Source organism: Collinsella sp. LCP19S3_F2, from assembly GCF_052121015.1.
Classification (GTDB): domain Bacteria; phylum Actinomycetota; class Coriobacteriia; order Coriobacteriales; family Coriobacteriaceae; genus Collinsella.
In genome coordinates, this window is the sequence record NZ_JBQKFA010000003.1 from 197,047 (window position 1) to 224,044 (window position 26,998).

General features: G+C 59.9%; 25 protein-coding genes. 9 read left to right on the top strand and 16 right to left on the bottom strand.

Features of this window, described 5'->3' with window-relative positions; genetic code table 11:
• Positions 1 to 4: 4 nt before the first annotated feature.
• A complete protein-coding gene (locus ACTQX9_RS03945; RefSeq protein WP_441540547.1) occupies positions 5 to 775 on the top strand; it encodes a Cof-type HAD-IIB family hydrolase in 771 nt (256 codons plus the stop codon).
• Positions 776 to 873: 98 nt separating this feature from the next.
• Here ACTQX9_RS03945 and ACTQX9_RS03950 read toward each other — a convergent pair whose 3' ends face one another.
• From ACTQX9_RS03950 to ACTQX9_RS03970, 5 genes are all read right to left on the bottom strand, one after another.
• Complete coding sequence (locus tag ACTQX9_RS03950; RefSeq protein WP_441540548.1) at positions 874 to 2,826, bottom strand: heavy metal translocating P-type ATPase; 1,953 nt, start codon at positions 2,824 to 2,826, stop codon at positions 874 to 876.
• 99 nt (positions 2,827 to 2,925) lie between these two features.
• Entirely contained in the window at positions 2,926 to 3,144 is a 219-nt protein-coding gene (locus ACTQX9_RS03955) for a cation transporter (RefSeq protein ID WP_117583778.1), read from the bottom strand.
• Positions 3,145 to 3,207: 63 nt separating this feature from the next.
• The gene (locus ACTQX9_RS03960) at positions 3,208 to 3,576 is read right to left on the bottom strand and encodes an ArsR/SmtB family transcription factor (RefSeq protein WP_117794534.1); all 369 of its coding nucleotides are present in this window, start codon (positions 3,574 to 3,576) and stop codon (positions 3,208 to 3,210) included.
• 411 nt (positions 3,577 to 3,987) lie between these two features.
• Positions 3,988 to 5,187, bottom strand: coding sequence for a hypothetical protein (locus ACTQX9_RS03965; RefSeq protein WP_441540549.1), 1,200 nt, complete (start codon positions 5,185 to 5,187; stop codon positions 3,988 to 3,990).
• A gap of 429 nt (positions 5,188 to 5,616) precedes the next feature.
• The gene (locus ACTQX9_RS03970; RefSeq protein WP_441054088.1) at positions 5,617 to 6,585 is read right to left on the bottom strand and encodes a 3'-5' exonuclease; all 969 of its coding nucleotides are present in this window, start codon (positions 6,583 to 6,585) and stop codon (positions 5,617 to 5,619) included.
• Positions 6,586 to 6,756: 171 nt separating this feature from the next.
• Here ACTQX9_RS03970 and ACTQX9_RS03975 point away from each other — a divergent pair, with 171 nt between their 5' ends.
• A complete protein-coding gene (locus ACTQX9_RS03975; RefSeq protein ID WP_441540550.1) occupies positions 6,757 to 7,839 on the top strand; it encodes a putative manganese transporter in 1,083 nt (360 codons plus the stop codon).
• Between the two features lie 132 nt (positions 7,840 to 7,971).
• Here the strand turns inward: ACTQX9_RS03975 and ACTQX9_RS03980 are convergent, their stop codons facing one another.
• Together ACTQX9_RS03980 and ACTQX9_RS03985 are read right to left on the bottom strand one after the other, a co-directional pair.
• On the bottom strand, positions 7,972 to 8,454 hold the full coding sequence (locus ACTQX9_RS03980) for a YaiI/YqxD family protein (RefSeq protein ID WP_154515742.1): 483 nt from the start codon (positions 8,452 to 8,454) through the stop codon (positions 7,972 to 7,974).
• Positions 8,455 to 9,057, bottom strand: a complete 603-nt coding sequence (locus ACTQX9_RS03985) for an HdeD family acid-resistance protein (RefSeq protein WP_118099399.1) — start codon at positions 9,055 to 9,057, stop codon at positions 8,455 to 8,457. It lies immediately after the preceding gene.
• Positions 9,058 to 9,290: 233 nt separating this feature from the next.
• Between ACTQX9_RS03985 and ACTQX9_RS03990 the strand changes: the two genes are divergently transcribed.
• The 3 genes from ACTQX9_RS03990 (at position 9,291) to ACTQX9_RS04000 (ending at position 11,238) form a co-directional block, all read left to right on the top strand.
• Entirely contained in the window at positions 9,291 to 9,962 is a 672-nt protein-coding gene (locus ACTQX9_RS03990) for a nitroreductase family protein (RefSeq protein ID WP_441540551.1), read from the top strand.
• An 80-nt stretch (positions 9,963 to 10,042) separates the two neighbouring features.
• Positions 10,043 to 10,585 (top strand): histidine phosphatase family protein, encoded by a 543-nt coding sequence (locus ACTQX9_RS03995; protein WP_427747436.1) that lies wholly within the window; start codon positions 10,043 to 10,045, stop codon positions 10,583 to 10,585.
• Positions 10,586 to 10,602: 17 nt separating this feature from the next.
• Positions 10,603 to 11,238: a histidine phosphatase family protein gene (locus ACTQX9_RS04000; protein ID WP_441540552.1), complete on the top strand. Its 636-nt coding sequence runs from the start codon at positions 10,603 to 10,605 to the stop codon at positions 11,236 to 11,238.
• A 128-nt stretch (positions 11,239 to 11,366) separates the two neighbouring features.
• Here ACTQX9_RS04000 and ACTQX9_RS04005 read toward each other — a convergent pair whose 3' ends face one another.
• A complete protein-coding gene (locus tag ACTQX9_RS04005) occupies positions 11,367 to 12,056 on the bottom strand; it encodes a DUF1015 family protein (protein ID WP_441540553.1) in 690 nt (229 codons plus the stop codon).
• A 39-nt stretch (positions 12,057 to 12,095) separates the two neighbouring features.
• The gene (locus tag ACTQX9_RS04010; RefSeq protein ID WP_441540554.1) at positions 12,096 to 13,316 is read right to left on the bottom strand and encodes a M20 family metallopeptidase; all 1,221 of its coding nucleotides are present in this window, start codon (positions 13,314 to 13,316) and stop codon (positions 12,096 to 12,098) included.
• A 397-nt stretch (positions 13,317 to 13,713) separates the two neighbouring features.
• Between ACTQX9_RS04010 and ACTQX9_RS04015 the strand changes: the two genes are divergently transcribed.
• Entirely contained in the window at positions 13,714 to 14,520 is an 807-nt protein-coding gene (locus ACTQX9_RS04015; protein WP_441540555.1) for a hypothetical protein, read from the top strand.
• Positions 14,521 to 14,868: 348 nt separating this feature from the next.
• On the opposite strand, the gene ACTQX9_RS04020 is transcribed toward ACTQX9_RS04015, so the two are convergent.
• From ACTQX9_RS04020 to ACTQX9_RS04040, 5 genes are all read right to left on the bottom strand, one after another.
• On the bottom strand, positions 14,869 to 16,032 hold the full coding sequence (locus ACTQX9_RS04020; protein ID WP_195544739.1) for a phosphoglycerate dehydrogenase: 1,164 nt from the start codon (positions 16,030 to 16,032) through the stop codon (positions 14,869 to 14,871).
• 69 nt (positions 16,033 to 16,101) lie between these two features.
• Positions 16,102 to 17,226 (bottom strand): 3-phosphoserine/phosphohydroxythreonine transaminase, encoded by a 1,125-nt coding sequence (gene serC, locus ACTQX9_RS04025; RefSeq protein WP_441540556.1) that lies wholly within the window; start codon positions 17,224 to 17,226, stop codon positions 16,102 to 16,104.
• Between the two features lie 135 nt (positions 17,227 to 17,361).
• Positions 17,362 to 17,544, bottom strand: coding sequence for a hypothetical protein (locus ACTQX9_RS04030; RefSeq protein ID WP_441540557.1), 183 nt, complete (start codon positions 17,542 to 17,544; stop codon positions 17,362 to 17,364).
• Positions 17,545 to 17,725: 181 nt separating this feature from the next.
• Complete coding sequence (locus ACTQX9_RS04035; RefSeq protein WP_441540558.1) at positions 17,726 to 19,468, bottom strand: DNA/RNA helicase domain-containing protein; 1,743 nt, start codon at positions 19,466 to 19,468, stop codon at positions 17,726 to 17,728.
• The gene (locus tag ACTQX9_RS04040; RefSeq protein ID WP_441540559.1) at positions 19,461 to 19,817 is read right to left on the bottom strand and encodes a nucleotide pyrophosphohydrolase; all 357 of its coding nucleotides are present in this window, start codon (positions 19,815 to 19,817) and stop codon (positions 19,461 to 19,463) included. Before ACTQX9_RS04040 ends, ACTQX9_RS04035 begins: the two co-directional genes overlap by 8 nt.
• 115 nt (positions 19,818 to 19,932) lie before the next feature.
• Here ACTQX9_RS04040 and ACTQX9_RS04045 point away from each other — a divergent pair, with 115 nt between their 5' ends.
• The gene (locus ACTQX9_RS04045; protein ID WP_441068325.1) at positions 19,933 to 20,124 is read left to right on the top strand and encodes a hypothetical protein; all 192 of its coding nucleotides are present in this window, start codon (positions 19,933 to 19,935) and stop codon (positions 20,122 to 20,124) included.
• Between the two features lie 338 nt (positions 20,125 to 20,462).
• Here ACTQX9_RS04045 and ACTQX9_RS04050 read toward each other — a convergent pair whose 3' ends face one another.
• A complete protein-coding gene (locus ACTQX9_RS04050; protein ID WP_441540560.1) occupies positions 20,463 to 22,064 on the bottom strand; it encodes a potassium/proton antiporter in 1,602 nt (533 codons plus the stop codon).
• 262 nt (positions 22,065 to 22,326) lie between these two features.
• Here ACTQX9_RS04050 and ACTQX9_RS04055 point away from each other — a divergent pair, with 262 nt between their 5' ends.
• Entirely contained in the window at positions 22,327 to 23,166 is an 840-nt protein-coding gene (locus tag ACTQX9_RS04055; RefSeq protein ID WP_441540561.1) for a metallophosphoesterase, read from the top strand.
• A 316-nt stretch (positions 23,167 to 23,482) separates the two neighbouring features.
• Here ACTQX9_RS04055 and ACTQX9_RS04060 read toward each other — a convergent pair whose 3' ends face one another.
• A complete protein-coding gene (locus ACTQX9_RS04060) occupies positions 23,483 to 25,057 on the bottom strand; it encodes a lipopolysaccharide biosynthesis protein (RefSeq protein WP_441540562.1) in 1,575 nt (524 codons plus the stop codon).
• Between the two features lie 177 nt (positions 25,058 to 25,234).
• Between ACTQX9_RS04060 and ACTQX9_RS04065 the strand changes: the two genes are divergently transcribed.
• Positions 25,235 to 26,806: an L-lactate permease gene (locus ACTQX9_RS04065; RefSeq protein WP_441540563.1), complete on the top strand. Its 1,572-nt coding sequence runs from the start codon at positions 25,235 to 25,237 to the stop codon at positions 26,804 to 26,806.
• The last annotated feature ends 192 nt before the right edge of the window (positions 26,807 to 26,998 follow it).

Here is a 26,998-nt window from a genome sequence, read left to right on the forward strand (position 1 = left end):
GAGGATGATCAAAGCCGCGTTTTTCGATATCGACGGTACGCTACTGAGCTTTAAGACGCACCGGATTCCGGCGTCGGCGCAGCAAGTGCTCGACAGCTTTCACGAGCAGGGGATTGCGTGCGTGATCGCCACGGGCCGCCCGACCTACCAGATGCCCGATTGGCTGTTCGATCTTGGTTGGGATGCGTACATTACGCTTTCGGGCCAGCACTGCTTTGATGCCGAGGGCGTCTACCGCAGCTGTCCGATTGATCCGGAGGACGTTGCGGTGATTGTGGACCAGGTGGCGCAGGGGCGCTATGACTCACTGTGCATGCAGGGCAAGAACTCGTTTGTGAACCGCCTGTCCGAGCGCGTGGTGACGGCCGGTAACAACGCGGGAATCGTCTACCACGAGGAGCCGTTTGAGCACGCCTTCGATGCGCCGGTTTACCAGTTCTGCGCCTTTGTGGATCCGGCCGACGAGCATATCGTGACCGATGCCGTGTCGCATTCGCTCACCACGCGCTGGTGCGACCTGTTCTGCGACATTATTCCGGCCAACGGCGGTAAAGACCTGGGTGTGGCGGCGACGCTGGAGCGCCTGGGCATCGACGCGAGCGAGGCGATCGCCTTTGGCGATGGCGAGAACGACCTGTCGATGTTTGCCGCCGTGGGCACGAGCGTGGCCATGGGCAACGCGCAAGACACGGTAAAGGCTGCGGCGAGCTACGTGACGACCGCCGTGGACGACGACGGAATTTACAACGCCGCAAAGCACTTTGGGCTGCTATAGCTGCGGCTCGGCACTTGGGGACGCTCCTTTTCTGCCGGCAGTTGGGGACGCCCCTTGCGCGTTGTGTGCCGCGTCGCCCGGCCGGACAGCCACGCATGCTACAGGGTCTTGACACCCATCGCGCGCATGGCGTTAAGGATGGCGATGATCGCCACGCCTACGTCGCCGAACACGGCGAGCCACATGTTGGCAATGCCCAGTGCCGCAAGTACCAGAATCAGCAACTTAATGCCCAGCGCAAAGATGATGTTCTGCCAAACAATCGTCATGGTCTTGCGAGCCACGCGGATCGCGCGGGCAATGTTGGACGGCTTGTCGTCCATGAGTACAACGTCGGCGGCCTCAATCGCGGCGTCGGAGCCCATGGCGCCCATGGCAATGCCCACATCGGCACGGGTGAGCACGGGCGCATCGTTGATACCGTCGCCCACAAAGGCGAGCTTGCCCTTGCCCGATTCGGTCGCCAGCAATGCCTCGACGCGCTCGACCTTGTCACCTGGCAGAAGCTGCGCGTGGAACTCATCGACTCCCAGCTGATTGGCCACGGCGGCGGCCACTTCCTTGCGGTCTCCCGTGAGCATGACGGTGCGCTTGACGCCGGCGGCGTGCAGGTCGCGAATCGTTTGCTCGGCATCGGCTTTGACGGTGTCGGCAATTGCGATGTGACCGGCATAGACGTCATCGACCAGCACATGGAGGATAGTGCCGACGACCTCACAGTCCGGTGTTTCAACGCCGGACGCGGCGAGCATCTTGGCGTTGCCGACGACGACGTGCCTGCCGTCGATGTTCGCCGTCACGCCATGGCCCGCGTCGTTGGCGGAGTCGCATACACGCTTGGGGTCGAGTTGGCCCTGGAAGGCGGCGCGCACCGACTGCGCGATGGGGTGGTCGGAGAACGACTCGGCGAGGGCTGCGACTTCAAGCAGCGATTGCTCGGTATAGCCGCCCTCGGGGTGCACCGCGACGACCGAGAACGTGCCGTTGGTGAGCGTGCCGGTTTTGTCGAAGACGACGGTATCCACATCGGCGAGCGCCTCGAGGTAGTTGGAGCCCTTGATGAGAACTCCCAGCTTGGACGCGCCGCCGATGCCGCCAAAGAAGCTCAACGGCACGCTAATTACGAGTGCGCACGGGCAGCTGACGACGAGGAAAGTCAGGCCGCGCAGGATCCAATCGGACCAAGCACCGGTCACCAGGCCGCCGCCGAGCGCGAGCACCGCCGCCGCGCCGGTGACGGCGGGCGTGTAGACGCGGGCGAACCGTGTGATGAAGTTTTCGGTGCGTGCTTTCTTCTCGCTGGCGTTTTCCACAAGCTCCAGGACGCGCGCGACGGTGGACTCGCCAAAGGGTTTGGTGGTGCGCACGCGGATAAGACCCGTCATGTTGATGCAGCCGCTGATGATATCGTCGCCGGTCTTGGCGGTACGGGGGACTGACTCGCCGGTGAGGGCGGCGGTGTCTAGCTGGGTTACGCCCTCGACGATAACGCCGTCGATGGGCACGCGCTCGCCGGGCTTGATGACAATGACGGTGCCGACGGCGATGTCATCGGGAAAGACCTGCTCGAGCGTGCCGTCGGTCTGCTCAACGTTGGCGTAATCGGGCGCGATGTCCATCATGGCGCTGATCGACTTGCGGCTCTTGCCCACGGCGTAGGCCTGGAACAGCTCGCCGACCTGGTAGAACAACATAACGGCGGCGCCTTCGGCCATGTGCGGGTCGGTATCGGGGAAGAGCACCATCGCAAACGCGCCGATGGTCGCGACGGCCATGAGGAAACTCTCGTCGAAGGCTTTGCCGCGGCGGATGTTGCTGAATGCCTTTTGGAGCACGTCGTAGCCGGCAATCAAAAACGGCACGAGGAACAGCACAAAGCTGGCGTAGATGTTGCTGGGCTCTCCAAATGCGATAGTGAGGGCGCCGAGCTCATCGAGGGCGTACACCACGACAAAAATACCCAGCGCTACCAGGATGCGGTTGCGTTTATGCTCGAGTGACTCTTTTTTCTTGCGCTTCTTCTTTTTCTTCTTGGGGTCGGCGGTGGCCATGACTCGTATCCTCCCATTTGAATGTATGAACACCCGCTCATATAACATCGCGACAAAGGCCGCGACAAGCGCGGCCTTGCGTATCAGCGTATGCGCAGGCTAGAGAATGATCTCGCAGTCCGGCTCGGCGTCGGCGGTGAACTCCACGACGCGATCAAGGACCTCGTCGAACTCAGCGTCGTCGGCTTCGAGCGTCAGCTTCTGAGTCATAAAGTTGACCGAAACGGACTTGACTCCCTCGAGCTTGGCGAGTTCGTCCTGAAGCTCACGCGCGCAGTTGGCGCAGTCGATCTCGTCGAGCTTGAACTGCTTTTTCATGATGGGTTCCTTTCCCTGTATTTGCGGCTTGGGTGCAGACCGCACTGGTACCGTGGTTGGTCGCTATTCGCAGATGTGGCTCATGCCTTGGTTGAGCATGGTGTAGACATGATCGTCGGCGAGCGAGTAGAGGATATTGCGCCCGTCGCGCCGGAATTTAACCAGGTGCGACTGTTTGAGCGTGCGCAGCTGGTGCGACACCGCGGACTGCGAGGTCGCAGTCGCCTCGGCGATGTCGGCCACGCAGAGTTCGCGGCCCATGAGAGCGTAGAGGATCTTGATACGCGTGGTGTCGCTGAAAACCTTGAACAAGTCGGCAAGGTCGTACAGCAGCTCCTCGTCGGGAAGGTCCTCGGGCGAGCAAGTGGTGGGGATGTCGGGCACGATGGTGGTGTCGATGTCGGTCCTTATTTCATCGGCGTGTTCGCTCATTGCAATATCCTTTCATATGAACATGTGCTCATATAACTTACTTCCGAGTATATGAGCGCATGTTCATATGTCAATATAATTTGCGAAATTTTTTGCTGTCGATTGGCCCCAGAGGCGGCTGAGGGCATTGGTTGGTGCTGATAAGGCCGCCGATGCCAACGTGGGTACCCTAGCGACGTGCAAAAACGGGAGTTTTCAGCATCGACGAGGGGTTATTTATTGCATGATACGGCGTCGTTTGCCGCCACAGGGCTTTACTGGAGTGCAAATGGCAATAGATATTCCCCAACTGTTGCCTAAATTACATCGAATACAGCGGCTTCGGTGCAAAATGGGGCAATTCGGCCGCCCTCGGATGCTCGGCTCTGCTGAAAACTCCCGTTTTTGCACGTCGCCGGGGCACCCACCCTGTCAGTCCGCCTCAGTTCTGGCCCCGTACACCCTGCCTTCGGGTGTGGAAGTGCTTGTTTGGGCGAACTCCGGGCAATCCAGCTCGATGACTTGCATGTCGTCGATGACCGGGACATTGTTGATCGTCGGGTCGTCCAGCGAGATGCCCTCGAGCACTGCGCGCTCGAGCTCAAGTGCATTACCCTGCGCTGCGTCTTGACGGAGGAGCTCCTCAATACGCTTCTTTTCCTCGATAAATCTCCTGAGCACAAATTGTCGCAGCTCTTCTTGCTTGATTGCGAAATCTTTGGGCAGGCGCGATGGGCGAATGCCCTCCTTTCGCTGGATTGCCTCCATAACCCTGGCGAAGGCGCTGGCGTGCATAAAGGAATAGCGACTGACGGTAATGATTCCGTAGCCCATGGACGCCAGCGCGTTCTTGCGCTCTTCGTCAATGGCGCGGTCTTCTTCGGCATCGTGCTGAAATCCGTTGTATTCGATGTCGGTTCGGGACCGCGTGAGATATGCATCCATATAGAACTTTTCGCGCCGCGTGAGATTCTTTGCAGCAGCTGTGACCTTTACTTCGTAGTCGGTCTCGATCTCGCTAATGCCAAGACCGCCCTCGCGCCTGGGTAGCGTGAGCATCATGACAAACGCCGTTTCCATCGGCGATCGGCATCCGTCCCGCACGCATTGGATGGCTTTTCGGGCAAGTTCGAGGCCCTTGCAGTCGATGAGGGAGTTAAAGAAATGTTTAAGGCTCGAAGTCGAGGTGAGCGCGAAGCGCTCGGTATAGGATGTCGAGGCATCGTGCCCAAGGGAATAGGCGCCACACAGTTCGAAGTAGTACTCCACAAGTTCTCGAAAGGGAAGATAGGTTGCGGCCTGAAGCGCACAGAGTTCGACGCCGACAATATAGATGTCGTCGGCAAGCTTGATAAAGCGCGAGCCCGCGAATCGCTTGGATGATACGTGGCACTTGCAGCCCGTCATGCTGCGCACGTTTGCGCGCTCGAACACCGTTGTATCGAGCGGGGCATCGTTATCCAGAGCGACGTTGTGCCTGGCGAGCCAGTCGGCGGCAGAGTCGAGCAGCTCCTTGCTGGGGCGCGCCCCGTAGATCTTGGCAGGGCTGCAGGGCTCGGTGCCAATTGCGGATACCGAGTATGCGGCTTGGTAGACCGCTTTTGCCGTGTTATGTGAAAGTACGATACTCATACAGATAGCATGGCAGACCAGGCGGCGGGGTTCGCAATGAACGCCAAGGCAAAATGTCGCGGCATAACAAAAGCTGTCCAAGCGCTTGACGTCAATGATGGAGAAAGATGATATTTGGAGCATTGTCGCAGCTCGCTGGCTACGCAGACCTCCACAACTGATGCTGATCAGCATCGTTTTGATGCAAAGGCGGCGTCAACAAAAATGTGCAATTTGGCTTGAACATGCGCAGATGAAGTTCTTGGTTATGCGGCGGCTAGACATCGGGGACTGGAGGGCCGCGTTGTACGGCGCGAAAAACAGGCCGATATCCGCTTGGACATCGGCCCGTATTGCGTCGCTTGAGAGGGGCGCCTCGGCGTGTCGCTTTTGCGCGGGGCGCTATGGTCCGGCAAGTATTGCTCGCGAATGGCGCCTCTGCTTGGCAATCTACTTGGCAAACAGGTTCTTGAGGTTGAACTCGGCCTGCACCGTGCGGAGCATGAGGTCGGTGTCGTCGAGGCCCAGGTGCTGCTCGTTGGCGTCGGGCGCGAGGGTGCCGCGACGGCGTGCCCAGTTCTCGAGCGCGGCGGGCGCGGATTCGCGGGGGAGCGAGCGCACGTCGGCGTCCAGGCTGCGGCAGATCTGGCGCGAGTCGATGACGATAATCTTGCCGGCTCGGCGCGCCTCGGCATAGCCGTCCAGATGGATCTTGAACCAGCTGTCCTCAAAGGCGGCGTTGTGCGCCATGTACGGGTATTTCTTCATGAGCTTGAGCAGCTGCTTTTGCAGCTCCTTGTTCTCGCGGAAGGGCGTTTTGCCGTCGATGTCGTCCCAGGTGATGTGATGGATATTCGACAGCGGCACATCTTCGCCGCGGTAGATATCGGGCAGGCCGCAGTAGTGCGCCTCGGCGTCGTGCGGGATGGCGTCGCTGGTGAGCTCCATGATCTCCCAGCCCACGTTGATGATGTAGCCGCGCTCGGGTGCGCGGCCGGTGGTCTCGATGTCGATGCCGAGCACCGTGCCCTGGATGGGCTTGCGGGCGTACGCCACGCCGAGCGCATCGCGGTCGCCGCGGATCTCGCGCATGACGGACGCGGCGGTGCGCTTTTGCATCTTGCCGATGGCGGCGCAGGTATCGGCGTCGGACAGGCCGCGCGAAAGCGTCGCGGGCGTCACGTTGCGCAGGCGCGCCTCGCCAATCTGGTCGCATAGGTCGCGGTTGCGGTCGGCCAGGTCGCGCACGGTGGCAAAGTCGAAGCCAGGGTCGCCCTCGGCGGTAAAGTACTCGGTCTCGAGCACCTTGAGGGCCTCTTCGCCTTTTTGACGCTCGGATTCCATGGCGGCGTGATCGCCATAGATGAACATGGGGATAAACGGCTGGCGCTCGTATTCGAGTGCTTGCGAAACGTTCATATACTGCTCCTTGGACGGGCCGCGTCGTGCAGCTCGGGGTCATTGAGATGTGGCGAGATGATAGTTTACCACAGGCAACTATTGGCATCACGCCTAGGACAACTACAATACCCTAGTTGACCGCTAGGACTTTTACAATGCTGCCGAAAGACACGAAAGGTTCCATCCGTCATGGATTTGCTGATTGATATTTTGCTCGACGCCGGCAAGGACACGCTCTCGCTGGTGCCGTTCTTGTTGGTGACATATCTGGCCCTCGAGACGTTAGAGCATGTGGCGGGCGATCGCGTCAACGGCGCCATCAAGCGTGCCGGCGCCGCTGGCCCCGTGGTTGGCTCGTTGCTGGGCATGGTGCCGCAGTGTGGCTTTTCGGCGATGGCGGCAACGCTGTACGCCGGTCGCGTCGTGACGTTGGGCACCCTGGTGGCGGTGTTTCTCTCGACCTCCGACGAGATGTTGCCACTGCTGCTTGCCGAGCAGGTTCCCGTGCAGACTATGGCGATGCTTTTGGCTTCGAAGGCGCTGATCGCGCTGGTCACGGGCTTTATCGTGGATGCCGCCATTCGCGGCCTGCGTCGCAACGCCCGTGCTCATGCGGCGATCCGCCGTACCGTGTTGGGAACCGCTGCCAATCCGGCGCACGTTAACTGCGCACATGACGATCACAGCGGCGGTGACATCATCGACGAGGTGGCCGAGGCGGGCGTGAGCGCCGACCACATCCATGAGCTGTGCGAGCGCGATCATTGCGGTTGTGATGAAGACGAGGACGAGCGTGACCACGGACATGGCCACGACCACGGACACGAGGGCGAGCACGAACACCACCACGGTCACTCCCACTCACGCAAAGGCGCGCCTTTCCTGTCGATTATCCGCAGCGCGATTTCGCACACCGTGCAGGTTTCGGTATTCATTTTCCTGGTGACGCTGATTCTGGTCGCCGTGCTCGAGACCTTTGGCGAGTCCGCGATCGAGCAGTTCCTGCGCGGCAACGAGACGCTCGCCGTCCTGGGTTCGGCGCTTGTCGGCCTCATTCCCAACTGCTCGGCGAGCGTGGCCATTACGCAGCTGTATCTGGAAGGCGCGCTGCAGCTGGCACCGATGCTCGCCGGTACACTCATTTCTGCCGGCGTGGGTTACCTGGTGCTGTTCCGCACCAACCGCAGCGCCCGCGAAAACGCCGTGTTCCTGGTCATGATGTACGTCATCGGCGCCGGCTGGGGCCTTATCCTTTCCGCTTTTGGCCTCTAAGTAGATGTTTGAGGTATCCCGTAAAAACTGGGGCATGCCTCAAACATCTACCGCCATGACCGGCGTTGGATGCGCGCCAATCGCCAAAACAAAAAGGTAGATTTTTAGGCATGTCCCAAAAATCTACCTTGGTTAGCGCAGCAGGTCGGTGAGGTTGCGCTTAAAGCGGGCGCGGTCTTCGCTGGTGAAGGCTGCCGGTCCACGGGTGCGACCGCCGGCGCGGCGCACCTTCTTTTCTTCGTGACGAATAAACAGCTGCATATCGATGGTGGCTTTGTCGTACACGCGCCCGCGCACGCCGATGGCGGCGGCATCGCGACCGAGCACCATGCTGGCCAGGCCAATGTCCTGTGTCACGACCACGTCGCCCGCCTGCAGACGCTCGATAATGGCAAAGTCGGCGCTATCGGCGCCTACGCTCACGTCGAGCGTTGTGACCCAAAAGCCACGTCGCGCGTGCTCGGCATCGCGCGGGTCGTCACGGCGAATGTGCCGCTCCAGGTTTTGCGTGCTGTTGCCGGCGACAACCACGGCAACACCCGCCCGTCGCGCGCAGTCGATCGACTCACGCGTGACCGGGCAGGCGTCGGCATCAATAAACAGCGTTCGCGGCATCTAGTGCACCAGCTTGCCAAAGCGGATAGCGCGAATAACCAGCGTCACGCCAAACACCAGGAGTGCAGCGCCGGTAAAGATGACGAGCATCTTTGCCGACCACAGCGGATAGATGAACACGAACACGCCGGCGATGATGGAGAGCGCGCCGCTCAGGATGGCGAGGGCGCGGTTGGAAGAAAGCTCGGACTCCAGAATCGACATGATGCCCTCGACAATCCAGCCAAAGCCGGCCACGACCACCACAAGCGTGCTGAGCGTCGCGGTCGAAAGCGCCTGGTTGCGCAGGATCACCACGCCGCCCAAGATGATGAGCAGGTTGGCGAGGATGCTCGTGACGCGCCAGCCGGCGGGCAGCAGCGGCTCAAAAATGGCGGTGAACAGCCTGACGCCAGCCGTGATCACAAAGTAGAAGCCCAGTACGGTCGTCAAAAAGACGAGGGTCTTAGCGGGTGCAAACAGCAGCGCGATGCCGGCGATGAGCGCGATGACACCCGTGGCGGCGTAGATCCAGCGCACGGCTTTAATCGCCTTGCCTGCCATGCTTTTCTCGTCAAATCCAAACAGACTCGATTGCTGGTCGTCATTCTTAAAGATGCCCATGAGGCCTCCTTTCCGTGCGGCGTAAGCCGCGATCGTTACAACCAGTATCGCCTAAAGGCGCTGGCGTATGGGCCGGGGAGGGCGAAACGTAACCCAAAGGCCCCGATTTGTTTCCGTTGTTCCCCACGTCGCGATTTTCTATTCAACAGGTGTAGAACATTGCAGCTCTGTTCGTTATTGCCTGCGTTTTAGGTTAGATTTTCCTAAGAACAATTGGCTTTTTGGGGGTCCCTATGAACGAAGCAGTTCCCGTGGTGCCGTCGAGCGTCGAGTCGATGGCAAAGCAGGGTTGCGAAAAGCTTGGCCTGGATGCGTTTGATGCGCTGGTCCGTCGCGCCCGCACATGCCGCCGTTTTGACGAGTCCATGCGCGTGCCGCGCGAGTTTTTGCTCGAGCTGGCAGAGCTGGCGCACCTGGCTCCCTGTGGCGCCAATGCTCAGCGCTTGCGTTTTCATGTGGTGAGCGGTGCCGAGGACTGCGCTCGCGTGTTTGACGAGCTTGCATGGGCCGGGGCGCTCAAGGACTGGCCGGGTCCTGCCGAGGGCGAGCGTCCGACCGGCTACATTGCAATTCTTGCCGAGCGCACCGTTCCCGGCAAACCCGCCGCGCCTATCACCGAGGTCGACACGGGCATCGCGGCTCAGACGATGATGCTCGCCGCGCGCAGCGCAACGCCCGAGGTGGCGGCTTGCATGTTCAAGGCCTTTACGCCCCGCGCGATCGATGTGATAGGGCTCGATAACGACAAGTACGAGCTCAAGCTGATCATGGCTTTTGGCGTGCCGGCCGAGACCCAGGTTATCGACGCGATCGATTCCAACCCCGACGGTTCTATTAATTACTGGCGCGACGAGGCGCAGGTGCATCACGTGCCCAAGCGTCCGCTTGCCGACGTGCTGGTGTAGTTGCGTCGTTGCGGCGCGATCCGGCGGCAAACCACCACAAAGGTGCCTGTCCCCTTTGTGGTGGTGCGAGGGGAGGGCGTGTGTCCGATCTGTATTTGGTTCGGCATGGGCAGACCGAGCTTAACGTGCAGAACATTCTGCAGGGCTGGCAAGACTCGCCGCTCACGGAGCGCGGGCGCGAGCAGGCACTGGCGACGCGCGCGGCGTTTGAGGCGCGCGGCATCTCCTTTGACCACGCGTATTCGTCTCCGTTGGGTCGGGCGCGCCACACGGCCGAGCTGATCGTTGGCGAGGATCTTCCCATAGAGCCGGTCGATGATTTGCGCGAGTGGCGCCTGGGCACGCTGGAGGGCACATCAAATCGCGATATGCCGCCGCAGCCCTGGGGCGATTATCCGGTGGCCTTTGGTGGCGAGTCGGAAGGCGAGCTTCGGGCGCGCATGGTCGCGGCGCTGTCCCGTATTATGGCCCGACCGCAGCACGATCGTGTGCTTGCGGTCTCTCATGGCTCTGCCTGCCAGGAGTTTCTTAGATGCGTGACCGGCGGGGGAGAGCAGCCCGACAACGGTGCCGTGCTTCATTTTGGCTATTGCGACGGGGCGTTTTCGCTCCTTGATTGGTAACGAACGAAAGGACCCCTATGAACAAAGATCTGTATCTGGTCCGTCATGGACAGACAATATTCAACCTTAAACGCATTATTCAGGGATGGAGCGATTCGCCGCTCACGCAGTTGGGCTGCGAGCAGGCGGCGCGTGCCGGCATGTTCTTGCGTGCGCGTGGCGTTAAGCCCGATCACGCCTACACCTCGACGCTGCACCGCACCGAGCAGACTATCGCCAGCCTGTGGCCGGGCCTTGCCTACGAGCGTCTGGATGGCCTGCGCGAGTGGTTCTTTGGCGACTTTGAGGCCGAGCGCGTGATGCTGATGCCCGAGCGTCCGTGGCGTGACTTTTATCGTCAGTTTGGCGGTGAGGGCCAGATGCAGGTACGTGAGCGCATGGTGACGACGTTGACCGATCTTATGCGACGCCCGGACCATTCGTGCGTGCTCGCGGTGAGCCATGCCTCGGCCATCAAGGAGTTTTTGGATCACTCTAGGGGAGCGGCGGCCGACGAGCGCGAGCGCGTGCCGGGCAACTGCTCGGTTCTGCATTTTGCGTTTGACGATGCAACCGATACGTTTGAACTGGTCGAAGTCTTTACGCAGGAGGATTACGCGCGTGAGCTGGGGCTAGAGCCGCTCGTGGCGGCAGCGGGCCCGCGGCGCGGGTAGCGCGGGCGCGGCGCGGTTTGCCGGCGTAATTGTTTGATGCGAAAGGGGCGGGGATGCATGCACGGGCATTGCATCTCCGCCCCTTGTTTGTTTGGATGCTGGGTTTTCCTGCTTCGCGTTTGAGTTCGCTAGAACCGTGCGATCTGGTGGGTGAGCAGACCCGTCGGAACCTGCGGCGCGCCGCCGCTGACCTGCGCGGCGGGGAACAGCACGGCCACGGTAAAGTTGAACGGCTCTTTGCCCGTGTAGGTGCCGGCTGCGCGGGCCTCGTCTGCCAGGAGCTGCGCCGCCCCTGCCAGCGCGGCAGCGTAGGCGGGGTCGTCTGCCGGCGCCGGCTCCGGTGCCTGATCGAGCATGGCTCGGATGGCGGCAACGGCGTCCTCGCGCTTGACTTCCCATACGCGATGCGTGATGCCTGCGGGATCGGTGACGGCGTAGAGCGATGCGCCCTCTTTGGCGGCGCCAAGGATGATATCCATGACGGGCGAGGCTTCGTAGGCGAGCGACACGGGGCGCGGCTGCACCTTGAGCTCGGTGATCGCGCGCGCGGCGGCGAGTGCGTCGACGCTCTCGGCGGCAGCCTCGTCGCTACCCGTCAGTACGCCGACCGGGCAGATCGCTACGACACCCGTTACGCGTCCCGGCTCTCCCGAGCACTCGTACACGTAGTATGCCGCACCTGGATCCTTGAGCATGAGCCCATCGGCAATCGCACCGCGCAGGGCTTCGTTGTCACTCAGAATGCCGTCCATCGCAGGCAGCGCCTCGAGCGCACGGTCCTGAGCCGGGCGGATGCAGGGAAACGGAAGAGCTTTCATGGACAGTCCTAACGCGCGAGTCGGTTTGTTCGCGGCTTATTATGCCCCAACTTGGCTATTCGCGCCCCAGAGCGTGTTGTCGGCGAGCGCGATCAGCACCCGCTGGCATCGAACGATGTCGGCGTGGGGCACATATTCGTTGGGCTTATGGGCGAGCGCGAGCGAGCCTGGGCCATAGCTCATGCAGTTGCGGTTACCCGTCTTGCCGGCAATGACGGCAGTGTCGGTGTAGCCGGTAAAGAAGCCGACGCTCGCCTCCGCGCCTGTCACGTCATCGGCGGCGCGCTTGAGCGCGGCTAGAAGGGGAGAGACCGGATCGCGCTCGATGGCGGGGCGGTCGCCTGTCACGGTATAGCTTCCATGGCAACCGGGGATTGCGGCTTCGGCGCCGGCGATGGCCTGCTCTACCATGCGCGTCGCGGCGGCCGTATCGGTCGGCGGCGTCAGGCGCATATCGACCCAGACCTTGGCGTGGTCGGGCACGACATAGGGGCGGTAGCCGCCCTCGATCTGTCCAAACGTGATGGTCGAAGGACCCAGCTCCTCATGTGCGGGCAGCGCCGCAAACGCGCGACGAAGCGAGCATACGGCCTCGGCCATGGCGGCGACGGCATCCGCTCCCTTCCAGGGCTGGCTCGCATGCGCCGTGACGCCGGTCATCTCGATCTCGAACCATGTGCGACCCTTGTGCGCCACCTGAATCTGTCCGTCGGTGGGCTCGGTGTCCAGCGCCCATTCGCGCGAGCCGACCCAGCCGGCATCGATGGCCGCCTCGGAGCCGCGCATAAAGTCCTCTTCGTCGACCGAGCAAATAAGCGAGAAGCCGCGGTGGGGCAGCTCGCCCTCTGCCGCCACGCGCTCGAGTGCGTGGATAAGCGCGGCAATGGCGCAAGCCAGACCACCCTTCATGTCGCAGGCGCCCCGGCCATAGAGTTTGTCGTTGCGCACAACCGCCCCAAGCGGCGGCGTGTCCGCGTCCCAGCCATCTCCTAGGGTGATGGTATCCATATGGCAGATGTAGACGAGTCGCGCCTCGTCGCTCACACCCGGCACGGTGACCATAAGGTTGCGGCGCCCGGGGAGTACTTCGAGCTCTGCAACCTGCACGGCATCGAGCGCAGGACTATCAAGCTGCGCCAGCTGCTGTTCAATGAGCCTCTTAATGAAGTGTTCGATCTCGCCTTCGTAGGCGCCCGGGTCCGAGCTATCAATCTTCACGAGCTCCTGCGTAAGCCGCCAGGCAAAGTTTTCATCAACCATATGTAACCTCACAATCAGTTTGCTTCCAAAACCGATTGTAAGCCACCTGGAGGATTCGCGACGTGTGCGTAGCAGTATTAACCGTTCGCAGGCCGAGCCATCGCGTTTGGCGTCCGGGCAGGCTCTCAAACGACGCAATGGGTAGGTATCCTTCATGGATGACATGCTGTGCGACATATCTGCCTTTCGGTATCACCGGATACCTCCGCAGGTCTTGGCAATAATGCCGGACCTGCCCGATTCTGCGGACGATCCGCGCAGGGAGCATCTTTGTGAGCATCCGCTTGTCAAGTATTTCCTGGGCACTCCGTTACACGTGTTGGCGCGGGGCGGCTGCGGGCGTAAGGGCGGTCGAATTGTCAGGCATGTCTGGAACGGGGAGAGGCCGTTTGGCTCCGTGCGGCAGACAGAGTTTGGCCTTGATGTTGCGTCTCCGCTCTTTACCCTGCTGACCCTGGCTTCCTCGGTCTCAAATGAGCGCCTGATCATGTGCATGTATGAGATGTGCGGCACCTTTGCCGTGTGCAAGATTGCGCCTCAGGTAAAGTCGGCACTTGAGCAGGCGTATGGGAGCCGGTGGGGTGACGCACGGTTGGGCTGGGAAAACGTAAAGGATGCCTCGGGGAATCCAACGGACCTGTGGAAACGACCGCCCTTGATTGAGCTCTCTGAACTTACAGAGTTCGCCAATAAGATCCAGGGGCTCCGCGGTGCTAAATCGTTCACGCGTGCCGCGAAATGCATTACGGGGGTTGTGGCATCGCCGCTCGAGGTCCAGGCTTCGATGCTGTTTGGCCTTACGAGGTTGCGCGGCGGCGAAGGGCTGCGCCTTACCAATAACGTCGAGATTCGCATGACGCGCAGCGCCCGCCTGATTTCGGGGCTTGATAGGCGCTACGCCGATATCCTGCTGTCAAATAAGGACGGCAGCAGAGAGTGCCTGGTTGAATGTCAAGGTAAAGCCATTCACGGATCCATAGAATCCAAGATCTCGGACTCCGATCGAACGACGGCCCTTCAAGCGATGGGATATCCTGTCGTTCTGATGACCTATGGTCAGCTGGTCGACTCCGATGCCTTCCGCGTGGTGATGGAACTCATCATGTCCTATCTTGATGTGCCGTTGAAAGACAAGACGCCGCGGCAGCAGGAGCTCGAACGGCGGCTTCGTGAGGAGATTTTTATCGATTGGGCGGGAATGTAGCCGCGCTGGTGGAAAACGGTCGCGTGAGCTAGGGCTTGGTTACGAAAAGGCTTCAGTTGGTCTTTGAAATAGGCTTTAAAAACGCTACCCAGAACAAGTTATTTCGGAAAATGGACAGTCACCTTAAATTTGGCATATAGAGATCGATTTTTACCTACTAAAGTCCCTGATAAAGCTGTTTATCAGAGTAGGTGCGCTCAGTGATTTGGGTAGTACTGTCTATTATCCGAAAAAACTTATTCTGGGTAGCATTTTCAAAACCAGCCGGAGCAACGAAATCGGCCCCCGTTTCGCGAAAACGGGGGCCGAATGAGCTTCATTGCCTGTCTGGCAGGCTTGGCGCCGACGCTACTTGATCACGCGTACGCGATACATCGACGGAATCTGCTTGAGCGCCTCGATGGTGCTGCTATCTAGGTGCTCGTCCGTGTCGAACATGGTGTAGGCGTTCTCGCCGGCGGACTCGTTGGTCATACGCTGCACGTTGGCGTTGTCCTTGGCCAGGATTGCCGTGATCTGGCCGATCATGTTGGGCACGTTGGCATGCAGGCAGGCGATGCGGCTTGCGGCGCGCGCCTTGCCCATGCTGCAGGCGGGGTAGTTGACGCTGTGCGCGATGTTGCCGTTCTCCAGGTAATCCTTGAGCTCGCTGATGGCCATATCGGCGCAGTTGGCCTCGGCCTCGCCGGTGCCGGCGCCCGAGTGCGTGGTGATAAACGTATTGGGCATCTTGACGGTCTTGGGCGTGGCAAAGTCGCAGCTAAACCAGCTCAGCTTGCCCGCGCGCAGGGCGGCGTCGACGGCGTCCTCGTCAATGATGGTCTCGCGCGCATAGTTGATGAGCACGGCGCCCGGGGCCAGCAGGTCGATCTGCTCGGTGCTGATCATGCCGATGGTGTCGGCCTTGCTGGGCACGTGTACGGTGAGGTAGTCGCAGCCGCGGCAGAGGTCCTCGAGCGTGCCCACGCGCTGCACCTCGCGGCTCAGCACCCATGCGTGCTCGACGGAAATGAACGGATCGTAGCCGTAGACGTCCATGCCCAGATCGACGCAGGCGTTGGCGACCTTGGAGCCCACGTTGCCCAGACCGATGACGCCGATGCGCTTGCCCTTGAGCTCACGGCCCACAAAGGCCTTCTTGGCCTTCTCGGCGTCGACCTGAATCTCGGGGTCGTCGGCGTTGTCGCGCACCCAGTTCATCGACTGCACCACGCCGCGGCTCGAGAGCACCAGCATGCCCAGGACGAGCTCCTTGACGGCGTTGCTGTTGGCGCCGGGGGAGTTAAAGACGACGACGCCCTTCTTGGCGTACTCCTCGACGGGGATGTTGTTGACGCCGGCGCCGCAGCGGGCGATGGCGCGGATGCCCTCGGGCAGCTCGTAGCCGTGCAGGTCGGTGGAGCGCATCAGGATGGCGTCGGCCTCCTCGGCGGTGCCCACAAACTCGTAGCCCTCGCCAAACTCGACCTTGCCGTCTTTGGTTATGTCGTCGATGGTTTTGATCTTGCGCATGAAAAACTCCTTAGCGGGTTTGTTTATAACAAGTGGTTTGAAGTGGCTGGTCGGCCCGCGGGTTGCGGGCTAGTTAGATCGCGGACTCAAACTATGCTGCACTTCGAAGTCCTTCATGTACGAGGCCAGTGCCTGCACATCTTCCATGGTTACGGCGTTGTAGACGCTGGCGCGCATGCCGCCCACCAGGCGATGGCCCTTGACGTTTTGAATCTGGTGCTCGGCCGCGCCGGCGACAAAGGCCGCGTCGAGATCGGCGTCGCCGGTGCGGAAGGTTACGTTGGCGATGGAGCGGCTGTCGGCCTGCGTGGTGCCATGGAACAGCTCGCTGTGCTCGAGCTGGTCATAGAGCAGGTTGGCCTTGGCCCAGTTGCGCTCGGCCATGGCGGCTAGTCCGCCGGCTTGCTCCACCCAGCGGAATACCTTGCCGCACACGTAGATGCCAAAGGTGTTGGGCGTGTTGAGCATGGAGCCCTTGGCGGCCTGGGTCTTAAGGTCCAGGTACTGCGGCGTCTGCGCAAAGGCGGGGCCATCGGCGATGAGGTCGTCGCGCACGATAACCACGGTCACGCCCGCGGCGCCGGCGTTTTTCTGCGCGCCGGCGTAAATGAGCCCGTAGCGCTCAACGTCGAGCGGCTGCGACAAAAAGCAGCTCGAGACATCGGCGACCAGCGGCACATCGCCGCAGTTGGGCAGCTCGTGGTACATGGTGCCAAAGATGGTGTTGTTCTGGCAGATGTAGACGTAGTCGAGCCCGTCGCCCGCGGCCTCGGCGGCAATGCGCGCGTTGATATTGGCCATGGTGGGAATGCGGTCGAAATTGGTGTCCTCGGAGCTCGCGAGCAGCACGGCCTCGCCGTACTTGGCGGCCTCCTTGTACGCCTTGTTGGCGAAGTTGCCGGTCACGACGTAGCCGGCGCGGCCGCGGCGCATGAGGTTCATGGGGATGCCCGCAAACTGCAGCGTGGCGCCGCCCTGCAAAAACAGGACACGGTAGTTGTCGGGGATGCTCAGCAGGCGGCGCAGGGTTTCCTCGGCGTCATCGATGATCTGCTGGTACATGCTAGATCGATGGCTCATCTCGAGCACGGACATGCCGCAACCGCGGTAGTCCATCATCTCGTCGGCGATCTCGGCGAGCACGCTTGTAGGCAGCGCGGCCGGGCCAGCTGAGAAGTTGTGCACACGTGCCATCTTCTAGTTCCCCTCGTAGTCGTTTGAACGTTCGGGATACTTTAGCACAGTGGAGCGCTCGGCGCGACCGCATCACGGTAAAACTCGACTGCGCCGCTATGATTTACAGGATGGTTACATGGGGGAGGGGTGACCTTACCTGATGGCTCGCATCCGATCTGCCTCTGCTTTTGCTTGTTTCCAAGGACGCATGCGGCCGTTGACGAGGTCATCGTAGCCGCGGGCGATGGATTGCTGGACTCGTGCCCGCTCGTCGCTCGAGTTGATCTTTTCTGGGCGGCGCCTTGATTTGTCGGGGAATGCGGGCAGTTCGTTCATGAAACAGCCTTTCAAAAAAGAAAATGCCGGGGGGATCCCCCGGCCCTTGACTGCCCTCCATAGCGGAACGCAGCTCTTTTATACCATGCTGTGGTTGTCTAGCTCAAGTATAAAACACGAAAATATGTTCGTGTGTTTAACGTTTGAGTAACGCCTTAGATTTGCGACGTCTGTCCTGCGTCTAAATCACCGGGATATACCGCGACAAATACTCCTTGAGCGCGGGGTCGCACACATAGAGATACGTTCCCAGCATGCCACGCGTCATGAGGACATAGTAGGCGTTGACGATAATCTTCCGTAGCTCATCTTCGCTCGCCTTTTTCTTTGCGACGGCATCTTTGAAGTTCGCTTTGTTAACGCAGACGGCTCCTTTATCGGTGTCGTAGTAAATGTCTGGCCCCAGAATGACGAATCCGTAATTGAGGTCGTAGCCCTGCACCGTGTGGATGCATCCAACCTCGTTGACGGCGTTGGCAGAATTAACCCAATCCTTTTGGGTTGAGTTCCAGCGTTTGGGGATACCCTCGATGACGATGTCGAAAGCGTTTTTGTGTTTCTTCGTTTCCCACTTCCACGCAAAGCCTGCCGTCATGCGGGATAGACCAACTTCTTCTTCCTTGGCTTGCTGCAGGGAACAGAAATCCTCAAATCGGTCGACGATTCCAAACTGGTATCTGGGGATATCGCTGTCCGGATCCCCGGCTCGCGAATCGTAAGGCTCCGATGAAAAGAGTTCGTTGAACTTCATGCCGGTATGCATAAACGCCTTGTTGTTGAGTAAGTCATAGACAAAATCGAGGTATTCGTCACCACCGCGTACGCGCATTTGTGTGCTTAGGCTGAACTCTTCAGTTTCAATGCCCGCTTCTTCGAGCTGATTGAGTCGCTGCTCAAGGCCGTCTCGATTGAGTCCGGATGCGCGAACCTGCTGTTTGGGGTCGTAGAACAGGTACGCCTTGTCACAGCATTTGAATATCCAGTCAACCTGGTTGCTCGTATGCGGAAGGCCGAGGCGATCGCAGGTGTTGTAAAAAGCCCCAATGCCGGCGCCCATGCTTAGATAATTACCCAGTCGATGTGCTTCGTCGACAAGTAGGATGTCATAACGATCATTTTTGGTTACGTCACTGGGGCTCAAGATATCGCCAGGCTTTAGCCCTGGAAGGAAGTGCGTGAGTTTCCTGAGGGTCTTCTTCAGAGAATCCATCGGGGTGACAAAACCGACTCGCAGGCCGGAAAGGTTGGGCTCATTTTTGATTTTGAACATGAGACTAATGGCGAGGATTGTTTTACCTGTTCCCGGCGCGCCATTCACGACGGTTATACGTTCTCTTTTTGAGCCGCCATGTTTTGTGTCTTCATGCTCCTGTTCGAGACGTTTATAAATCGTCTCGATCGTTTCGTATTGGTCGGGCGTAAGCGTCTTGAAAGGCGAGAACTTGAACAGATCGGAGTTCTCGAGCTCTTCAATCGGATGAATCGCGTAGTTTTCTTCGCGAAGCTTTGTCCAGAGGTCTCGGAACTTCTGGCGATATTGAGGCCGCTCAAAATAATCGAATTGGGCATAGCCGTTGTTGGCATTGGTGACCTGGTATTTTTCGTCGGCACAGAACAGTTCGATGAGCCTGTTTTCAAACTCAAATGTCGCTGATTGATTGAATGTAGGGTTGTCGATCAGAAGTGTTCGATCGAAATCCTTGTCCACGTTTGCAGCGTGTTGTTTCATACGGCGCTGGTAGTTGGTTGTTTGGCCGATGTATGCCGTCTTGTTTCTGCTGTTGGTAAGAATGTAAAGGACGGGCCAACTTTCGTCATGATGGGCTCCAGGCTTTGGCGTTCCAAAGTCCTGAAGCGATTCGCTTGTCTCAAAGGGCTGGGGCAGGGGAAGCGTGTATTGCCGAAGGGCGAACTCATTACTCACGGTGGCCCGCCTTTCTGTATTCGTTGGATGATGCGTTGATGGGGTAGCGCTCGCCATTGCGTTTGAGTTTGGACGAGAGCGCAGCTGGGAGATCGATTCTATTTAAATCGGCAAAACGCAGGAGGAAAAGAAGCATGTCGGCAATTTCGTCTTCGATGACTTGGCGCTGCTCGGTGTCTTCGAACATTTCTGCAATGCGCTCGTCGCTCATAAAACGAAAGAGCTGAAGGAGCTCGGAGGACTCAGTCGCCATGCCGATGGCAAGCTCTTTTGGCGTGTGATATTTGCGCCAGCCTCGATCGTCGCAAAAATCTCTGACTTGTTCCGTCATGGCATCGAGCTTATCCATCGTCCGCAACCTCCCAGATGTTCATTATTTTATTATGACCGTATCTGGGGTTTATTGCACATCATTTGGGATGTGCGGTTTGTTTGGACGCGATTCCCCGGTGGGAGGTTACACCATGAAGATCGATGTGGACGTAGACCAACTGCGCGAGAGCCTGCTCGATCGCGCGGGGAGTGCAGTGGGCGTGGGCTTTCCGGCTGCCATGCTCGACGTAGTGGATATCGAGGATGAGTCCCCTCAAGAGCTTCTAGACCGAGCCGAACGCGAAGGCCTCGACCTCCGTGATTTTGCCGTCGACGATGACTAGGAATGTGACAAGGGTAGCTAATTTGGCATAGGGCGCCTGCATCCGCAGCTGCGCGAAAATGCACGATAAGCCGTTGCAATGGAGTCTAATGAGCTCACGACCGTTCTATTTTGACTGCTCGCTGGCTAAGTGAGTAGGCTTTATTGGAAATCCTGAGCACACGACTAATTTGCTTCAATAAACCTGCAGGTCACAGACTTGTGCTTTGGTGACATGGTCGGCGATTCGGCAAAAGTCTACTCACTTAGTTTTGAGAGGCGCTAATTGTTCGCAACGAGACCCCAGCCGGGGCGATTGGTGCTCAAATGTAGCCAATTCGGGACGGCTGCCCCTGGCCGCTACGACGCCAGGGTGGCGATGACGGCTTTGTCGCCGGCGTATATATGGGTGTTGCCGTCGGGGATGATCGTTTGGCCATCGCGCTTGAGCATCACGACGATAAACGGGTGCTTGCCTTGCGGCACGTCGCGCAGGCGCAGCCCCGCCAGGCGACCGTGGGGTGTCACGGTGACCTCGCGCAGCGTAACCTCGGCACGCTCTTCAAACGTCGGGGCAGCCATCACCAACAGGTCACCTTCCTTGATCACAGTATCCCCGTTGGGCAGTACCGGATGCGCGCCATCGCGCAGCACCAGGACGACGAGCATGTTCGTAGCGTTGCCAATATCGGCAAGCGAGCGCCCGGCAAACGGATGCCCCGCGCCAACCTTGAGCTTAACAAACGACATGCCGTCCTCGTCGCGGTAGTCGTTAAACGTGCGGCGTACATCGCCTGCTGCATCGATCATGTCGAGTTTCTTCGCCACCGCCGGCAGTAGCGAACCCTGCACCACAATGCTCGACACGGCAATCACAAAGACCAGGTCAAACAGGTCATGTCCACCGGGAACGCCGGCCACCACGGCAAAGAGGCTAAAGACGACCGAAGCCGCGCCGCGTAGGCCCGCCCAGCTTACGAGCGCTACCTGGCGAGGGTTTGTCTTAAAGGGCGCCAGGAGCAGACCGACGGCGATGGGGCGGCTCACGAAGAGCATAAACGCCATGAGTGCCAGGCCCGGTAGCAGCATTTGCGGCAGGCGGGCGGGCGTCACGAGCAGGCCGAGCAAAAAGAAGATGGTCATTTCGGCCATCTCGGTGAGGGTGTCGAAGAAGTGCGCCAGCTCGACCTTACCGGTGATGTCGCTCGCGCCTAGCACGATGCCGGCAAGGTACACGGCTAAAAAGCCGTTGCCGCCCAGATAGCTCGGCAGCGCGTAGGCGACGATCGCCACGGCGAACAAAAAGATGGTCTGCGCGCCCTCGGCCGTTGCGTGTGCGCGCTCAATCAGGCGGCCCGATGCCCAGCCGATGGCAAGGCCCAGGCCCACACCCAGGATGATCTGCTTGGCCAGCAGCACAGGGATGTTAATGTCGCCGCCCGCCGCGAGGGTGGCGAGCACGGCAGTGAGCATGTAGGCGACAGGGTCGTTGGAGCCTGATTCGACCTCGAGCAGCGAGTCGGTGCCGCCCTTTAGCGACAGGTTGTGCTCGCGCAGCACGCTAAAGACGCTCGCTGCGTCGGTCGACGCCACGACCGAGCCCAGCAGCAGGCCGCCGATCCAGTCGAAGCCTAGCGCGAAGTGTGCAAAGGCGCCCGTGATGCCGGCGGTAATGACGACGCCGAGCGTGCTCAGCAGTACCGCGGGTGCGGCGACAGGTTTGGCGCGGTCGATATTGGTGTTAAAGCCGCCGTAGAACATGATGAACAGCAGCGCCGTGCTGCAGACGGTTTCGGTAAGCGCGTAGTCGTTAAAGTCGATGTGAGCCAGGCCGTTGACGCCCAACAGCATGCCCAGCGCGATAAAGATGAGCAGGGTGGGGAAGGGAAGCTTTTTGCCGACGGGTTTGATGGTCAGGCACAAAATGATGACGAGGCCGATAAAAAGAAGTATCTGGTTCATGGATAGTGTCCGCTCCTGGGAGGTTGGCGTGGCACGGTCAGTTGTCTGCGGTTATTTGTACCAAAAGATGGTGGGTTTATGGGTTGAACGGAGGGCGTTCGTGATATCGTCAAAGGCGGAGCCGTTTTTCTAGACTATTGGCGGCGGCTCGTATCTACTTCCCAGCTTTATTGCAACGGAGTACAATGGGTAACGTTTAAGTTCAACTTGAAGTTTTAGTTGTGGCTCCGGGCTTCGGCCGTAATGCAGGGAAAGGCGTTCCATGGCGATCTATGTGACATCCGATGCTCACGGGCACGTGCGCGCGCTGGACGAGGCCCTTTCCAAGATCTCGCTGGCGTCCGACGACACGCTGTACGTGTTGGGCGACATGGTCGATCGCGGTCCCGACCCGGTCGGCGTCATTAACTTGGTGCGCTCGCTGCCCAACGCTCGCGTGCTTAAGGGTAACCACGAGCAGATTATGCTCGACGCGATCATTGGCCAGGACCCGCTTGATGCCGAGACCTGGGATATCAACGGCGGATGGACCACGCGCCAGCAGCTCAACGAAATGGAGTTTGAGGCATACGAGGAGCTGGTGCGCTGGGCTGCCGCCCTGCCGCTCTATGCGGTGGCAGAGACTGCCGAGCGTCCGTATCTGCTGGTGCACGCCGGCATTCAGACCGAGGCGGCGCGTGCGTTTTTGCTTGAGCATGGTGTCGATTGCGCTGATGGCAGGGGAGCCGTCGATGCCGATAGCGAGCTGCTGCAGCAAATGCTCGCCGTGCAGTCGTCCGATGACCTGCTGTGGATTCGGCATGGCTATTGGGATGCCCCGACGGGGCTGCTTTCTGCCGAGGGCAAGGGTCCGGTCGTGGTGAGTGGCCACACGCCCACGGTGTCGCTGGGGCGCTATTGCGAGGTTGGCGGCCTGGCAGGGCTCGATGAGGAGTCGGGCCGCGGGCAGATTGTGCGCCTGGGCGGCGAGGATACCGCCGGCGTTCCCGACCGTATCGACATCGACTGCGCCGCCGCCACCGGCTCCGAGTTCGGCCGCGTGGGCATCCTGCGCCTGGATGATGGTGCGGAGTTCTATGCGAACATTCTGCCCGGCGAATAATCGGTGCAAAGGGTAGCTAATTTGGGACGGGGCTTTTTTGACTACTTTTGCCCTTCTGCCCATCAAATGATTTTTCTGGGACGTGGATTACATAATCATTTGGCTGCCCGCTGGCTAAGTGAGTAGACATTTTTGGAAATGCCGAGCACCCAACATGTTTGCCTCAATAAAACCGCAGGTCACAGACTTGTGCTTTGTCGGTGTGGTCGGGGATTCGGTAAAAGTCTACTCACTTAGTTTTGCGTGATGCATATTGTCCGAACAAGACCCCAGCCCGGGTAATTCCATCGCAAATTCCGATGGCCGAGGCAGCTAATTAGACACCGTACGGGTTGCGGGCTCGTTCTATGCGCTTGCGAATGTGGGCGTACTCGACAATCAACAGCACCAGCAGTAGGGCCATGATAGCCAGGTAGCTCACGACGGCACCCATCAGCCCCAGTAGATTGATGAGGATCATCGGCACCACCACGCTCACGGCAAAGCAAATGAGGTAGATCTTGGTGACATCGCCGGCGTGGCGCAGCACTGTGATAATGGCGTAGATAAAATCGATGGCTGCGGTGATGCCGCCGGCGACGACCATCAGCAGCGCCAATGTGCGGTAGCGCTCAAAGTTGAGGCCGTACATAAAGCTCATAAGGGGAATGCCGGGGCCTGCCATAAATGCGGCGCATGCGCCAGTGAAACCCAAGATCAGCGCCATGACGGCGACAATAATTAAGTCAAAGCGGCGACGCTGACGCGGGTTAGCCCAAATGCTCGACAAACGCAAGAGCTGCGGTTTATAGATAAAACCAACGCTCAGCAAAATGGCCTGAGCTGGAAAGAACAGGGCATTAAAGTACAGCTGATATTTGTAGGCCAGCGTGCCTTCCATCACAAATTTGGGCATGCTCTCGATAAGGTTGAACAAAAAGAGCGCGCCAAAGAGCGGGGCACACTGCGCAAAAAGGCGGCCGACTTCGCGTATGCTCACGCGACGCGATTTTTCGGTTTCGAGCAGGGCGAGCGGGGCGGTGACCAGCACAAGCGAGGCGATCGCTGTAACACCCATGGCCATGGCCGCGATGGGCATGCTGCGCGTAAGGAACAGCGCCACGCTAAAGACCGCGATGACGCCGACGGAGCGCAGCGTTTGGCTCATGCCGGCTAGGTAGAGCTTGTCGGCCTGCTGCAGGCGGCCCTCGTACACGTCGGCGATGCCGTCGATCACCTTATAGAGGTAGACGCCCAGGCCGATCGTCGCCATCTGCGCGTCATAGCCGCGGGCGCTGCTGTATGCAAGGCCGCAGGCCAGCGCGATCGCTCCGCAAAGCCAGCGGTTGAGCTGGTAGGAGGCAAAGGACGTCTTCTCGTCGATGTCCGAGACCTGAAAAATGCGCACGCCGTAGTTGCACGCGATCATGATGAGCGTGCCGGTGACAAAGGCGATGGAGAACTTGCCGGCTTCTTCGGCGCCCACGAGTTGCGTGGACACGATAGTGAGCAGCGGAAACGCCATGCCCCACACGGCGGTGCCGAGGGTATTCCAAAGGTAGTCGCGGCTGGTGGCGTGCTCCTCGTATTCGGCTTCTTGCGTGGAGAAGCCGCCGCCGTAGACGGCGCCGAGCAGGCGGTTCCACCAGGCATTGACCATGCGGCGGATGGGGCCGGGCTGGCGATCGCGCTCGCGGCGACGGCGTGTGGCTTGGCCGCTATTTGGCCCGCCGGCGTTGCGCTGACTCAGCTCTTGGATGCGCGCGAGCTCCTCGGCGGTGTGCGAGGCGGGGAAGAGGCCATTCTCGATGCGTCCGCCCTGTCCGTGCGCCCCGCCCGATACGGCGGGGTTGGCGATGCCGTTGCGGCGGGCGATGGCGCGGCGGATGCTATCGAGGGGCGAGATGCTCAAGGCGGGTCCTTTCTATTGCTGCGTTCTAGTATAGACGCGACGGTGTCACTCATGTTTTTGAACGGATCGTTCAATATTTTCGGGGGGCGGCAGTAAATTGTCGGTGAGCGTGCGGTATCCTGTTGAAGTTATGTGATACCACGATGCCGCCCGCGCGGCACCAAGGAGCTTCTACCTATGGACGTCGCCGCATTCTTGCTGGCTCTTGTGCCGATCATTTGGCTTGTCGTGATGCTGCTGTGCTTTAAATGGCCAGCTTGGAAAGCCGCCATCGGATCGTTTGTCCTTTCGTGCGTGCTTGCCTTCGCATGGTGGCACCTGCCGGCAGCACAGATCGCGACCGCCTCGCTCGAAGGCTTTTTGATGGCCCTGTGGCCCATCGTTTTGGTAATCATCGCCGCGGTGTTCACGTATAACCTGTGCGTTCGCACGGGCGCCATGGACGTGATCGGCAGCATGATCACCTCCATCAGCAGCGATCGCCGTCTTCTGGCGCTGCTTGTGGCCTGGTGCTTTGGTGGCTTTATGGAGGGCATGGCCGGTTTTGGCACCGCTGTCGCTATTCCCGCCGGCATGCTCGCGGGCCTGGGCTTTGAGGCCGTGCCCGCCGTGCTCATCTGTCTGCTGGCCAACGGCGTGCCCACGCCCTACGGCTCCATTGGCATTCCCACGGTGTCCGTTGCCGGTCTGGTGGGCCTGGATCCGCTGCATTTGGCGACCGTTCAGATGGTGCAGTTGGCGCCTTTCTTTGCGATGATGCCTCTGTTTATCGTGCTGGTTGCGGGTCGTGTCGCCGATGACCAGGGTAATGTTGCGGGCGTTGCCGAGCGCCTGAACGGCGTGGCGGGCATCGCCGTGCTCTCCGGCGTGTCCTTTGCCGGTGCGGCTCTTGTCGTTGCTATGTTTGTGGGTCCCGAGCTTGCCGTCGTCGTCGGTTCCATCGTTTCGCTCGCGCTGACAGCTGCGCTTGCCATACGTGCCGAGAAGTCGGGGCATCTGGACGCACGCTTCCACATGAATATCGAGGCCGGCGAGCAGCTCACCGCTAAGTCGGCGCTTTCGGCTTGGTCGTGCTTCATCCTGATCTTTGTGCTGCTGTTGGGAACGTCTAACCTGGTGCCTGCCGTGCATGCTGCGCTCGCACCGTTTGCGAGCCAGGTGCAGGTGTATTGCGGCGAGAACCCCGGCACGCTCACGTTTTCGTGGATCAACACGCCGGGCGTCTGGATTTTCCTGGCGGCGTTTGTCGGCGGCGCCATTCAGGGTGCTTCGCCGCGCATGATGGGCAAGGTGCTGGCCGCGACCGTCAAGCAGATGATGCCGACGGTCATTACCATGCTTTCGGTTCTGGGCTGTGCCAAGGTTATGGGCTATGCGGGCATGATCTCTTCGATCAGCGCGTTTTGCATTGCGGTCGCCGGTGGCCTGTACCCGATTCTGGCTCCGTGGATCGGCGCGGTCGGTGCATTCGTGACCGGTTCGGGCACGTCTTCTGGCATGCTGTTTGGTCCCATCCAGAGCCAGGCTGCCACCGCGCTGGGCGTGAGCGACTACTGGATGGTCGCGCTGAACGCGCTTGGCGTCGCTGCCGGCAAGATGATCTCGCCGCAGACGCTTGCCATCGGCCTGGCCGCCGTGCACGTGCGCGGCAAGGATGCCGAGCTCCTGGGCGCCGTCCTGCCCTACGCCGCCGGCATGCTGGTCCTCATGAGCGCCATCGCCATGCTCGGCCAAGGCTTGCCGCTATAGTTGGCACTTAGGGACGCTCCTTTTGTGCCGGCATCCGGGGACACTCCTTGAATGTTGCCTGTTCAAGAGTGTCCCCAACGACTCGTCGTTTAAGAACGTCCCCAATGACTACCCAATGACTAGGCCGCTTGCCTGGGATTTTTGACCGTTGGGCGGGCTTGCCGCCCTTGCCGCAAAAACGTTTTTGCATAT

What these genes read in the sequence shown, in the direction of transcription:
- ACTQX9_RS04020 (WP_195544739.1), bottom strand. Translation starts at nt 16,032, where the DNA reads ATGCGCAAGATCAAAACCATCGACGACATAACCAAAGACGGCAAGGTC.
- ACTQX9_RS04050 (WP_441540560.1), bottom strand. Translation starts at nt 22,064, where the DNA reads ATGAACCAGATACTTCTTTTTATCGGCCTCGTCATCATTTTGTGCCTG.
- ACTQX9_RS03960 (WP_117794534.1), bottom strand. Translation starts at nt 3,576, where the DNA reads ATGAGCGAACACGCCGATGAAATAAGGACCGACATCGACACCACCATC.
- ACTQX9_RS03945 (WP_441540547.1), top strand. Translation starts at nt 5, where the DNA reads ATGATCAAAGCCGCGTTTTTCGATATCGACGGTACGCTACTGAGCTTT.
- ACTQX9_RS04005 (WP_441540553.1), bottom strand. Translation starts at nt 12,056, where the DNA reads ATGAAAGCTCTTCCGTTTCCCTGCATCCGCCCGGCTCAGGACCGTGCG.
- ACTQX9_RS03970 (WP_441054088.1), bottom strand. Translation starts at nt 6,585, where the DNA reads ATGAACGTTTCGCAAGCACTCGAATACGAGCGCCAGCCGTTTATCCCC.
- ACTQX9_RS03990 (WP_441540551.1), top strand. Translation starts at nt 9,291, where the DNA reads ATGAACGAAGCAGTTCCCGTGGTGCCGTCGAGCGTCGAGTCGATGGCA.
- ACTQX9_RS04045 (WP_441068325.1), top strand. Translation starts at nt 19,933, where the DNA reads ATGAAGATCGATGTGGACGTAGACCAACTGCGCGAGAGCCTGCTCGAT.
- ACTQX9_RS03965 (WP_441540549.1), bottom strand. Translation starts at nt 5,187, where the DNA reads ATGAGTATCGTACTTTCACATAACACGGCAAAAGCGGTCTACCAAGCC.
- ACTQX9_RS04040 (WP_441540559.1), bottom strand. Translation starts at nt 19,817, where the DNA reads ATGGATAAGCTCGATGCCATGACGGAACAAGTCAGAGATTTTTGCGAC.
- ACTQX9_RS03950 (WP_441540548.1), bottom strand. Translation starts at nt 2,826, where the DNA reads ATGGCCACCGCCGACCCCAAGAAGAAAAAGAAGAAGCGCAAGAAAAAA.
- ACTQX9_RS04000 (WP_441540552.1), top strand. Translation starts at nt 10,603, where the DNA reads ATGAACAAAGATCTGTATCTGGTCCGTCATGGACAGACAATATTCAAC.
- ACTQX9_RS04030 (WP_441540557.1), bottom strand. Translation starts at nt 17,544, where the DNA reads ATGAACGAACTGCCCGCATTCCCCGACAAATCAAGGCGCCGCCCAGAA.
- ACTQX9_RS04010 (WP_441540554.1), bottom strand. Translation starts at nt 13,316, where the DNA reads ATGGTTGATGAAAACTTTGCCTGGCGGCTTACGCAGGAGCTCGTGAAG.
- ACTQX9_RS03980 (WP_154515742.1), bottom strand. Translation starts at nt 8,454, where the DNA reads ATGCCGCGAACGCTGTTTATTGATGCCGACGCCTGCCCGGTCACGCGT.
- serC (WP_441540556.1), bottom strand. Translation starts at nt 17,226, where the DNA reads ATGGCACGTGTGCACAACTTCTCAGCTGGCCCGGCCGCGCTGCCTACA.
- ACTQX9_RS03985 (WP_118099399.1), bottom strand. Translation starts at nt 9,057, where the DNA reads ATGGGCATCTTTAAGAATGACGACCAGCAATCGAGTCTGTTTGGATTT.
- ACTQX9_RS03975 (WP_441540550.1), top strand. Translation starts at nt 6,757, where the DNA reads ATGGATTTGCTGATTGATATTTTGCTCGACGCCGGCAAGGACACGCTC.
- ACTQX9_RS03955 (WP_117583778.1), bottom strand. Translation starts at nt 3,144, where the DNA reads ATGAAAAAGCAGTTCAAGCTCGACGAGATCGACTGCGCCAACTGCGCG.
- ACTQX9_RS04055 (WP_441540561.1), top strand. Translation starts at nt 22,327, where the DNA reads ATGGCGATCTATGTGACATCCGATGCTCACGGGCACGTGCGCGCGCTG.
- ACTQX9_RS04065 (WP_441540563.1), top strand. Translation starts at nt 25,235, where the DNA reads ATGGACGTCGCCGCATTCTTGCTGGCTCTTGTGCCGATCATTTGGCTT.